The 12744-nt window shown below is 43.8% G+C and carries 5 protein-coding genes; all 5 read left to right on the forward strand.

What is annotated here, in order from left to right; all coding sequences use genetic code 11:
* Positions 1–208 precede the first annotated feature (208 nt).
* The gene (locus IX95_RS05010) at positions 209–1534 is read left to right on the forward strand and encodes a sphingomyelin phosphodiesterase (protein WP_038157335.1); all 1326 of its coding nucleotides are present in this window, start codon (positions 209–211) and stop codon (positions 1532–1534) included.
* A complete protein-coding gene (locus tag IX95_RS05015) occupies positions 1534–2478 on the forward strand; it encodes a hypothetical protein (RefSeq protein WP_038157338.1) in 945 nt (314 codons plus the stop codon). The genes IX95_RS05010 and IX95_RS05015 overlap by 1 nt, the downstream gene beginning before the upstream one ends.
* Positions 2479–2633: 155 nt before the next feature.
* Positions 2634–5051 (forward strand): M9 family metallopeptidase, encoded by a 2418-nt coding sequence (locus tag IX95_RS05020; RefSeq protein ID WP_038157341.1) that lies wholly within the window; start codon positions 2634–2636, stop codon positions 5049–5051.
* A 254-nt stretch (positions 5052–5305) separates the two neighbouring features.
* Positions 5306–6499, forward strand: coding sequence for a DUF3103 domain-containing protein (locus IX95_RS05025; protein ID WP_006960238.1), 1194 nt, complete (start codon positions 5306–5308; stop codon positions 6497–6499).
* A 415-nt stretch (positions 6500–6914) separates the two neighbouring features.
* Positions 6915–12542 (forward strand): tandem large repeat, encoded by a 5628-nt coding sequence (locus tag IX95_RS05030; RefSeq protein WP_038157343.1) that lies wholly within the window; start codon positions 6915–6917, stop codon positions 12540–12542.
* Positions 12543–12744: the final 202 nt, after the last annotated feature.

Here is a 12744-nt window from a genome sequence, read left to right on the forward strand (position 1 = left end):
ATCTCTACTGATAAAATTATTGATCTAAATCGAATCTAGTAAGGTGTGGGCAAATGTTAAATTTCGAACAATAAGTGATCAAAAAATAGACGTTTCATCACATATTTTCATTAACTTACGTGATTTTTATCTTTTCATATATTTATAACAAATATGCAACTTGTTTGCTTTAAGTTCTAGCCTTCAAACAAAAACTAAGGAACAAAACATGAATCTTAAGCAGTGGAATATCTTGTTAGCGTCTCTGATTGCGCTTCCCGTTTTAGCGGACACAGATGTATATTTGACCAACAATTCAGACCAGTCTCTGACTATTCAGGTGAGCCATGATGGTACCGATTTACTTGAATATGGGGAAGAATGGAAACAACACACAGAAACGCTTGGGCCATGGGAGACCAAGCAAGTACTCAGCTTTAATCGCTGGGAAGGGGTGAAATCGGGCAAGACATACCAATTCAACACCGTGGTTTCCAATCCTGTAGGTGAAAGCGTCGTACTAAACCAAGTGATGGAAGGTCATTGGTATAACTCTACTATTGAATATGGGGTCTCTTCCTCTGATGTTGAACTGGCTTTAAAAGATGACCGTAATGTACATCGCTTTAATACAGCCGCATTTGGTGAGCGACAAGCGGAGTTGGCGTTTAAGTCTGCGAATACCGCCCGTTATGATGACCTTTACTACACCATCACACCTGCCAAAATTGATGAATCGGTTGAACCAGATGAAAACACGCTTAAGTTAATGACTTACAACATTTGGGCGTTACCTGTTATTGCTTCGCACATTGGCGATCGCTACGCACTGATCCCTGAATACGTCAAAGGTTACGATGTGTTGGCTTTGCAGGAAGTGTTTGCTAGCGGTCGAGAGGAGTTTCTACGCGAATTGGCAAAAGAGTATCCTTATCAGACCAAGATGTTAGATAAAGATGGCATCAACATTTACGACGGCGGTGTTACTATCGTCAGCCGTTACCCAATCGTCAATCAAGCACAGTATGTATTCCCTGATTGTACTGGAACGGATTGCTTTGCGGACAAAGGTGTCAACTACGCAGAAGTGATTAAAGGCGGTAAGGCTTATCACGTGTTTGCTACGCATACGGCGTCGTTCGATACAGACACCGCTCGCGATTATCGCCAGCGTCAGTTCAAACAGATCCGTGAACTGGCGACGTCACTCCATATTCCGTCCAGTGAAACGGTGGTTTACAGCGGTGATTTCAATGTTAACAAGCGTAAGTTCCCGGGTGATTATCAGCAGATGATTGCGAATCTCAGCGCAATTGAACCGCAATACTCAGGCTATACGGAATCGACTTTCGATCCACGCATTAATGATTTTGCTGGCGAAGCCATGTCAGGTGGTGAGAATGTCGAATATCTTGACTACGTGATGGTGAGTGACGAGTACGCGGTGAAAGCATTCAACGATAATCGTGTAGATGTACCACGCAGCACAGATGAACGCTTGTGGAAGCATTACAATCTATCCGACCATTTCCCTGTTTCGGCGGCGATTAAGTAATGGTTTATCGTTACCTGCTGTTGATGCTCGCAGTTGCGGCGGGCATCTTTCTCTGGCCTGCTGATGAGGTTGTTAATCCTCGGTCGGAGGTTAAGAGGGAGTATGCTGACCAACCTGTTGCTGCTAACCTGAATCTTGCTCGAACGGTGGTAGAGGGTGGAAGCCAGTCCGAAAATACGATTAGCCCCCATCAAGGCAAAGTGTTAAACCCTCTTGCGGAAGCCTCAGGAAACGCGCTGATTGAAGCGTTGGAATCTTTCTGGCAAGAGTGCCAACAGCGTAACGATTGTGAACAGCTACTGGTTCAGCTCCAAGCTGAACTGTCGGATGCTAGGTATCACCTCCTTGCTCGTTACCCTCAATTGAAAGCGCAGTGGCAAGAGGTAATGGGAGAGCTGGAGCTCAATCAATACCACTCGTTAGCTGATCGAATTGCAGAAATGAAGCGGCAGGCATTGTTAATTTGGGGCGAGCTCGCAAGTGTTATGTTTGCTGAAGAATATGCGCTCTATGACTTTAGTTTGGCATCTCAGGACTTAGCGACTGATAACGCCGAGAGTTATGTTGAAAGCTATGAAGCATTGCTGAATCAATGGCAACCCAATGAAGAGTCGCTGTCTTTAGATAGCGGTGCTGCACGTTATGAAAAAGGCGTGAGCCTAATACCAAGTACGTTTACGCAGCAGCAAAAGGATCAAGCAAAAGCACAACTCGCTGCCAAATACCTCAATGCTGAACAGTCGGCATCCATTGCTAAACGAGAACAGCAAGTCGCGAGTCAGGAGGTACAAGTCGCAAGCTATCAAAGCCAGTTATCTGATCTCAAACAATCACTCGACCAGCAACGTTCAACGGCAGGGTCAGCAATGTCTGATCTTGAGTGGCAACAGTACGTTGAGCAGCAGGTTAGCGACTTTCGTATTAACTTTTTTAACTATAACTAATTGTTAAATAAGTGTTTTATTTAATCGTTTGCGAAGATTTAATCTAAGAAATTATCGGAACCAGCCTCTAAATTGCTCATCAATCGGTCTTATGTGACTTATAGATCATTGATATAACGCAGCTCCAAATCATTACAATAAGTGTGGTGTTGCGTATGAAGCACAATCAACGTTTGTTTATTCCCAAGAAAATTGCCAGCGCTTTGCTATTAGCTGGCATCAGTTTCAATGCCTTATCTGCTCCGGAGTGTGAATATGAGTTACTTTCGCACTCTTCTGACTGGGTGAAACAGATCAAACTCGCCGATTCGTCGTGTTATCACTCATGGTTCAATGCGCCTGAAGAAGCTGCGACGGGCATCTACAGCGAAACATCAATAAGACAAGTACAGCGTGAGTTGCTTGAAGAAGTGACGCAGTATGAGGGAGATGAGCAGCAGGCTAAGCGGATTGCTAACCTTAGCGAATTTATCAAAGCAGCGTACTTTGCGCGTTACTCAACTCAATCAAGCTATGGCTATTATTCTGAAGAGTTGAGTCGTGAGCTTGCCCAAATTTCAGCTCGATTCTTAAGTAGCCAATATGCTCAAGCGCTGGGGCGCGAACAGGTACGTGCAATGTCTACGATGAGCATAATGGTCGATAGTGTGAAACAATTGCCTAGTGCGATGCCTGCCATGCTGGACCTGCTTGAGAGCTTCAACCGCCAAAATAGCCAGCGGCTGCAGTATGTGGATGGATTAAACAATTTGTTCAGAGCGATGAGTGGTCACGTAGCGCGAGATTATTTTTATGCAGATCTTGCAGCTCACCCTGACTATCTGGTGAGGCTGGAACGGTTTGTTGATCAGAACCGCTGGGCACTGGGCACAGATGCTGAGTTTCTTATCTACAATGCGGTACGTGAATCTGGCCGGCTATTGGCGAGTAGAGATGAGAAGCTACATAACCAGGTGATGGCGTTTATGAAACGTACGTTAGAACGTAATGCGATCGGCAGTGAAGGCGAGCGTTTATGGATTGCGGCTGCGGAGATGATTTTGTTTTATGCGCCAGAAGAAGGCAAAAAATTAAAGCTTGAGAAAAGCAAGTCGCAACTTGAACTTAGCCTTCTTCCATACCGTTACGAATGTCAGGGTGCCGCGATCATACGTTCGCAAAACTTATCAGAGCAACAATCTGAACAGGCGTGTGACGTTCTGTCAGCGGTTGAAGCCGATTTTCATCAAGTGGTGAACTCTGGTTGGGCTCCGGTCGATGATGATCACAATGATAATGTTGAAGTGGTGGTCTGGAGAGACAACGATGCTTACGTTACCTACTCTAATTTTCTGTTCGGCAACAGCACAGACAATGGAGGGCAATATCTAGAGGGTGAGCCATCCAAGCCTGAAAATGTGGCTCGCTTTTTAGCTTACCGCTACGACTCCAGTGATGAACTTGCCATCCTAAACCTTGAGCATGAATATGTTCACTATTTAGATGGCCGTTTTAACCTCTATGGTAACTTTAGTGACACTTTAAGCCGTGGTCGTATGGTCTGGTGGCTGGAAGGATTCGCAGAGTATATGCACTACCGCAAAGGTTACCAAGCGGCGGTAGATTTGATTGAACATCAGCCACTGTCTTTCAGCGAAGTCATTGAAACCAAGTATGATGATGACGTAAACCGCATCTACCGCTGGGGTTATCTCGGGGTTCGGTTTATGTTGGAAGAGCACCCTCAACACATGGCTCGTTTATTAGAGTCTGCAAGGAGAGGAGACTATGTGACTTGGAGCGAACAAGCGAAGCGTTTGGGTGTTGAGTTCAATGACGGGTTTGAATTGTGGCTAGAAGCAGTCTCATCTGCCGATTCTGACTCTCACAACGATGACGGTGAGAAAGAACAATCGCCCCAAGGCTCAGCAGAAATAGTGAGTTTTGCCGCCAACCATTCTCAGATCTTTAGCGCTAACGCCTACGAGGAGCATCTGTTTTACATCGATATCCCTGCGGAAGTGACAGAATTCTCCGTTTCGATTGAAGGTGATGGGGACGCTGATCTATATGCAAGTTACCAGAGTGTTGCGCACTACTATGAGTACCAGCTTTCGGACTTTCAGCGAGGAAGTCAAGAGTCAATCGAGATTGAACCACAGCCAAACGGGTACATTACGCCGGGTCGCTACTATTTCAGCTTAACAGCCCGCGAATCATTTGAATCTGTCAGGGTGACAAGCAAAACAGTCACTCAATCCCCTACCGTTGAGCAAGATGACCTGACGCCAAAACTGATGCCAGCGAATGAACCCCTGCGAGTAAAGGTGAATAAGACACGTTATGTGGGTATGTATGTTGAAAGACCAGCCACGGTTCGGCTTTGGATAAACGCGTTAGACGACATTCCAAGTAATGTGGACGTATTTATAGGCAAACATTCTTGGGCAACACGTGAAGACTTTGATGCAGCTAGTCAGCAAACTGGTAGCAATGAGTGTGTCCAGTTTGAGGTAGAGAAAGCGGGTTATGTTCACTTTACGTTAAGCGCTGAACAGCAAGGTGGAGAAGTCGAACTTTACGCCACTTATTAGAAAAGACAAAAGAGCACTTAAGGTGCTCTTTTAGCTAATAATATTATGAATTAATTATTGATTGGATTATTAATTCGCACATTCTAATTTAGATGAGATTAAATATCATACAATTTGGTTAAAAAGTGATCTTGAGCTGGAAAATGGAACAAAAAGCAATCGTTTTACTTCCACTTATTGATATTGCTGATAGGTTTTTATGTGTAGGGCAAATGCTCTATATAATGATAAAAATTAAAATAAGGATCATTTTTATGAGACCAAATCTATCTATTAGCATGATGCTTGCAACGGCGGTGGTTGGCTTCCAGTCGAATGCGCAGACTGTAGACACAACAGATGCTCAATCTAAGGCTGAGGCGATTGCACAACAGAAACAATCCATCGCTTTGCAGATCAGTGCTCGCTATGCTGATCTTGAATCCTCTATCAAGTCACAGATTAACGAAGAGCATCTATCAGCACCTCTGAACAACCTACAGTCTGCTCAGCCATATTCTGCGTTTAGTCAAAAAATGCAAAAAGCGGATCGTAGCTATCGCGCCATGAAAGGCATTAGTGAGTACAGTGATTCAATCATGGAGCTGCGTATCGCGGACGCTTCAATGGTGAAAAACTGGAAAGAGGGTGAAAGCCCACTGTTCGCGTTCGAACCTTCAGGTGATGACTCTAACTGGCAATTTATCGAGGCATATGATGTTTATGGTCAGGTGCATCAACTGGATGTTTATGAGATGCCAGATGTGCCTGTATTGGTTGTCGACAGTAATGGTGCAGAAGAACTACGTGCTGGCTTAATGGCCATGCAAGCGGAAATGAAGCGTTTAGGTCAGGATACGGAGCTGACAACCAATGATTCTGCACCAAAACCGGCTGCTAAGATGAGTAAAATGAGCCGCTCGGTCATGGCTGCCGATGTTGAGCCTCTTAACACCACTCAGTTGACCAAAATTCGTTTAAATGATGACCAAGAGCCTTGGATTTCTGGCAAAGCTGAAGTCTACGCTATCATTACTGGTGTCGATCCAAGTCGCGTTGAACCGGAAATTGATTTAGTTGAAATGCCTTATCTTGACTACGATGGTCAAGACTATTACCCAGGACAGACAATGGTGCTTTGGCCACGTTACCGCTGGGGCGCTGTCGACATGATCCTGATGGAGCAAGACGATGGTACTGACTACAAAGAACTGGCGAAGCTATTGGTCAAAGCCGCTGAAGAAATCCTTAAAATGATTCCAGATCCTGAAGTTCAAGGCTACGCTATCATTGCTCAGATTACTGGTAAGATCATTGACGTGATTCCAGATGGCTTACTAACCAATGATGACGACTACGTTGATGTTTATTACACCTTGATGCAGAACACAACTTATGTCGATCGTCCTGGAGCTGGTGGCAATGCTGTGGCGACCTTCAAGCCAGTAACAATTTCACCGACTGAATAATTAGCGACAACCCATCTACATTCAAGAGCGTATATTCGAAAGGATATACGCTCTTTTCGTTGTTATTCTTCTTATCCATCTCGGCGCAATCCGCACTGAGTATCATCAGTTATGGAGTGGCACTCCAGATATATCCTTTGGCGACAAAATGCCATCAGTAATATGATAAACATGGTTGTTACATGAAGCCTCAAATAGTCACTTTATGAATTGATATTCTGTGTTTGTGAACTGGTCGTATTTTATAAATCAACTAAGTGAACTATAGTGATTCTGTATTAACTTAATGTTTTGATTGAAGTTTAACCATTTTCAAATACATGAATGCGTGACATTTTTAAACCTTGCCACAGAAGATTTATGGGTGATCTAGATCTCATAAATAAAAAAAATATTGTCTATTGATGTATAAGAAATGCCAATTGAACGGCATTTTGACTACTACAACAGTGCTAAATACCTCTCTGAATTTCTTTTTTCTTATCAAAAGTTCGCCACAACCCTGACGATTTTTCCATATCTAGTGGTGATTCGCCGCGTTGTTATTATTAGTGCCAAAAATATACTTGAGCCACTTTTTTTGCAACGTCACTTCGGCACCATGTTGAGATTCACTAATAAAATTAAACTCATTCTCACCATCCTGTCCATCCTGTCACTAAGTTCCTGTGGCGGCGGTGGTGGAGATGGGGACTCTTCACCACAGTCACGTAAAACGGGCACTATCACCGGTACTGTATTCGATGCACCTATCTCTGGTGGTGTAGTGACGGCATACGAATATAAAAACGGCGTGTTAGGTCGAGAGTTAGGCCAAACTAAAACGAACGCGAGTGGCGAATACACTCTGAACGTAGACTCTGCCTCCATGCCTGTTTACATAAAAGTTCAGGGTGGTGGGTATCGAGACCCGTTCTCAAATAATGTTGTTAGGACGAGCTCTAACGGTGTTATCGAACTGGCCAGTGTGATTAATTTTTCCGAAGGTGAAACTGCGCAAGTGATGATCACCCCTATGACCTATATGGCTCAAGGGTTAGCGGAGTACAAAATTAAAAAGGAAGGGCAAAGCGCTTCATCTGCAATCAATAGCGCGCTAAGTACTATTAATTCAATGTATGGCTTTAACGTTAATACGGTCAACCCTATTGATATTACTACAGGCGGACACGACGCTGTAGCGACAGATGGCCATAAATACGGTGCGCTGTTAACTGCCTATTCTTCCTATGCCTATTCATTTTTGGAAAACGACTCAACGGGTGCCGATACTTATACGTCTATAAACTTAGCCAGAATTGGCTATGACGATATTGTTGCTGATGGCTTACTAGACGGAAAAGTACTTGATGATAGCCGAGACTTCTTAGAAGACGCGCGCTTTGGTACTCAATACATCACTTCCGACTTTTACACTCACTCGGTAGCTGAGCACACACTGATCGTGGTGAGTGATCCAAATGTCAATGTTTCAGGTACGCCAGTTAATCAGTACGAAACAACAGTCAACCACCTCAATAATTTAGGGACTAGCGGTGGTGAAGGCTCAATACCGTCGCGTCAGCCACAAGAAATGGATAAAAACGCACCAACTGCAAAGCGCTCAGACACTAGTGTTTTGGTTGGTACGGAATCAATGGAAGTCACTCTGGAAGACGAGACGGGTGTTGAAGGCTTAAGTGTGACTGTTAAATATCTTGCGAAAAATACAAGCGATCCAAGCACTGGCACCGAAGTAGAAGTATTGTGTGAGCAGGATACCGCTTCAATTTGTTGGTTGGATAAAACCAGTTTTGTTAAGGGGCCACGTAAAACGACTTTGAAAGTCTTCGTCAATACAACTTCCCTTGATGAGAACGTTGTTACAGGCACTGTAGACGCAAACTTAATTGTTAGACCAGTGGATGTCCTAAACAATGAAGATAACTCAGGTATCGAACTTCCATTTAAATGGGACAACATTAAGCCTGTGATTGAGTTTATATCCAGTGAGAGTACACGGACAACAACTCAAGAGGACGAACCTAAACCCATCGAAGCGTATGTTCTTAGAGGAAGAGTAAAAGAAAAATTAAGCGATTTGGTTGACCAGTCAGTTTACTTAACCATTGCAAACTCTGGAGAACCAATTCAGCTTTTATGCCAAGAGGTTAATGCTTTTTGTGAGTTCAATTACAGCTATGAACTGTCAAAGTTTGCGGCCAACGTTGAGTTTACTGTAGCTACGACTGATAAATATGGTAATAAGGGTCAAGGAAGCTTTACAGTCCACAAAGACGATACAGCGCCTGATCTACTGATGAATGCCGTTGAAGCTATTGTTTATTACAAAAACAGTTCTGGAACGAGATATCCTGACACGTTTGGGAAAACTTCATTTCCTTCAGAGGCTGATGCAATCGAAGATTATTATCTAGATATTGATTTCTCTCTCGCAAGCTCTGGCTTAAACGCAGTTCATGAAGGGCTAGATTATAAAGATTTTGAACCTTCCCTAAGTGTTTTGGAAGACAAAGACAACCCGATCCCTTATTTACACGCAACTATTCAGGACACAAATAATACAAAGACGTTTGGCTCATCAGCTGACAACTTAACCTTAGTTGTAGAGTATATGCGTAAGCGTGCGACGGAAACTAAGTACTCGACAGTAAGTACTAAGAGGCAGAAAGCCAGTGAGGCGTTTGACGATAATAGCGGAATTCCTTTCAAGCGATTAGAGCCTAACTCCGATGGCCGCGTGTTCTCTATGGATTATTATCTTCCGTTAACGGCGGATCTACTTAGTGGTTTCTCCAACGCATCAGAAGGTGATTCACAACTAATCCAAATTAGCGTGGAGGACTCCGCTGGTAATGCGAGTGCGACACAGTCGTACTACTTTAAAACCACTTTTGAAAGACCGACGTTAACAATCGTCACTCCTTTTGTAGGCGCGATAGCCACAGTTGAAGGCTGGAATGAGAAAGATAAAAAGTTCGAACAAATACAATCGTGTACGGACTTCGAGCATGATCCGAAGAACGTTACTGCGAACGTTGCTACGTGTTCTATGCCTTACAACACTCGTATTCAATTCTACAACCTGTTCAGAGTGACTTTGCAAAATGGTCAGGATACTTATTATCACCAGTGGTCTAAGAGTTCTAAAAACGATGCTGCGAGGTATAAGGTTGACTTTGCGGATGCAGCAGGTGCTATTGGAGCGTATTTTACGAAAGCAGAAACTAAAACTATTTATCTCACTGAGTTTTCCGCCTATCACACAGGGTTATTTGAGTATCTGTGGAATAAGTCGGCCAGAACGGTAAATGATGCTGAAGCCATCCTAACTAAAGTGACAAAAGCCATAGTCAGTGACAGTAACCCTTTACTTGGCTTTGATCCTTTCAGTAATAGATATGCTACCAATGCTGACCAACCAGTACCCAATAACCCTGGTATTGTTTATAAGTACCGCATTCTTTTGGAATCATTAGCGGGCTTATCGAGTGAAACGACGTCTTTAGAGTACGCTTTTGCTTTTTACAAAGACCTAAAAGCGGATGGCTTGGCGAACGGTAATGCAGAGGGCGACTCTGGAAGTGATGCTCAGAAGCCAATTCAAGTTGGCGACAAATTTATTGATATTAATGCGGACACTTACAGAAAGAATCTAGCTAAAGGCTATTACGACCTAGCAGTTAGTTATGGTGTTGATTCTCAAATCGCTGTTGCTCAGGCAGACGTTTTTGCAACCGCTAACCCGACAATAGATGACACACCGATATTTAAAGACGCTGGTGGGAGTATTGATAACGAGCCACCAGTAGCAATAGTGTCAATGGATACCACTCAGGATGATGGTGCTTACGTTGCGGTGAGAGAAAATGTTTACACTATTGCGGGCAAAGTCCATTCGCTAATAACGGTGACTGATATCTCTGGTGTGGACTTAGCCGCTTCCGAATTCAAAATCTATTGGTACCATTCTGACAATCCAACGGAAAGAAAAGAGGCCAACATAATTTTTGAGGAGGCGAGTGGTGATACTTATAAAAAGGTACTTAAGTTCGCCATCGACTCTACAAGTGACGCCCATCTGGGCGTGACTCGTTTTGAGGCCTATGCAACGGTACTGAAAGACGTAAAAAACAATACGACTAACGAAGAGGCGTTACTTGCCACATTCAATGTCGATAACGTTGCTCCAACTGGACAGGTAAGCAACACAATCCCTAAAAATCCAGTTGACGACAGTACAGCCGATGTAACGGTTAATTTCGATAAACCGGTTAATGCTGTAGAAGCTACAATTGACGGCATCAAAATTGATTTCGGCGAGTCAAGTCAGACAAAAACTGAATGGGTTGGTACATCTCAAGAGAAAATTAAGCTTAAGGTCAATGAAACATCTAAATCGATTGTGGTAGCCAGTGGGTATGCTGATGCATTGGGTAATGTTGGAGCAGAACTTACAGCCAGCGTCGGTGTAAAACCAGTCATAACTATCAATGACGTAGCGAACGACAATGTTATCCAGCATGGTGATGAAGATATCAGTGCTGTCGTGATCAGTGGTACCACCAAGGGCATAGAGTCTGGTGCGAAGCTGTCTTTGGCGGTGACCTCAGAGAAAGGTGGTCGTAAGGACATTGATAAGTATGAGCCTGACGATTTTAAAGATCTAGAGGTACAAATTGACGGCACTTGGTCTCAGACGGTCAGCTTCCAAACTTGGGAAGAAGCAAAGGTGTCTATCATTGTGTCTGGCACGAATGATCAGGGTGGGAATACGATTCAGCCTAAAGCAGAGGAGGTTTCGTATAAAGATAAGGTTCTTCCCTCACTTATTGAAAGCGGCAGTATGATCCAAATGTCCGGTGGAGCGGAAACGTCTCTGGCAGATAGCGTACTGGTTCATGGTAAAACTGCCAAAGTAACCCTGAAGTTCAGTGAGCGAGTTACTGAGCCGACGGCATCTCTCAATAGTCAGAGTATTACTTTTGACCAACCTCAAGGAGGTGTTTCTGACCAATGGGTGGGGCAGACAGCAGCATTAGACTTACCTGTCAATGCATCAACTGCAAAGTTAGAAGTATCGTACCAAGACACTGCAAGTGAACCAAACCCTGGTTCTTTTAGCAAAGATATCGATCTTAAGCCGGTTATTGCTATCAATCATATTGATTCATTCAACTCAGATTCTGATCTAGCAAAAAACTTCGAGATTTCAGGTACATCGAAAGGTATTCAGAATGGTGCGAAACTGACCATTAAAGTGTATTTGAAAGATGAACTTAAATATCAACATGAAGATGTCCAGGTTACTAACGGTGTTTGGACTCTTGAACCGAAAGACATCTCGTCGTGGGAAAGTGGTGAAATAAGAATCACTGTAAATGGTGAAAACGATAAAAAACTAGCAGCGGAAGAGGCGAGCCTAGCGATAGCATTTACAGACGACATACAGCCAAGCGTTCAGAACGTGGCACTGAGCCCAGAAAAGCCTGCCAATGGTGAGGTGGTGACGGTGACGGTGACGTTCAGTGAGCCGGTGAGCGGTACGACAGGGACACTGGATGGTCAGGCGCTGAGTTTTACGGGGCCATCAGAGACGAAATCGGTATGGGTTGGCACATCTACGGTGGATGTTGGTGTAGGTGAACTGGCAATGGCCTTGGAGCTGAGTGGTTTTAAGGATGCCTCGCTAAATGTGGGGACGGATGTCTCACAAACGGTGATGGTAACGCCAACGGTGTCGATCACCGCGCTGGATAAGATTGACTCACTGGAAGTGAGCAATGTTGCGGTATCGGGTACTGGTTTGGGTTTGGTCAAAGATGACAAAGTGACAGTCACAGTGACGTCAACGGTGGACGGCGCCAATGACAGCTGGACGAAGACGGTGAACATCGGCGAGGATGGTAACTGGATTACACCGGGCGTAGACATGTCTGCTTGGCCTTTGGGTAGCGTTAAGGTGGTGGCATCGGGCACGAACGCAAACAATGTCGTCAGTCAGAACGCGGTTGATGAGAATGTGGAGATAATTTCACCTTAGCATCCTAACACCTAATCGCTGTAAATATGAAAAAGAGTAATCACCTATGTGATTACTCTTTTTCTTTATAAATTAATCTCTTGCACTTAAATTATACTAATAATTATTAGATTAATTTACCTTTATATATAACATTCATCATCAATATGGATTTATTTCTCTAGTAATATTATTATTTTTAATTAATAATCACCAGTTATAA

The organism is Vibrio sp. B183, from assembly GCF_000740665.1.
Taxonomy (GTDB): domain Bacteria; phylum Pseudomonadota; class Gammaproteobacteria; order Enterobacterales; family Vibrionaceae; genus Vibrio; species Vibrio coralliilyticus.

Coding starts and splice junctions, on each gene's coding strand:
- IX95_RS05020 (WP_038157341.1), top strand. CDS start 2,634: ATGAAGCACAATCAACGTTTGTTTATTCCCAAGAAAATTGCCAGCGCT.
- IX95_RS05015 (WP_038157338.1), top strand. CDS start 1,534: ATGGTTTATCGTTACCTGCTGTTGATGCTCGCAGTTGCGGCGGGCATC.
- IX95_RS05025 (WP_006960238.1), top strand. CDS start 5,306: ATGAGACCAAATCTATCTATTAGCATGATGCTTGCAACGGCGGTGGTT.
- IX95_RS05010 (WP_038157335.1), top strand. CDS start 209: ATGAATCTTAAGCAGTGGAATATCTTGTTAGCGTCTCTGATTGCGCTT.
- IX95_RS05030 (WP_038157343.1), top strand. CDS start 6,915: ATGCCAATTGAACGGCATTTTGACTACTACAACAGTGCTAAATACCTC.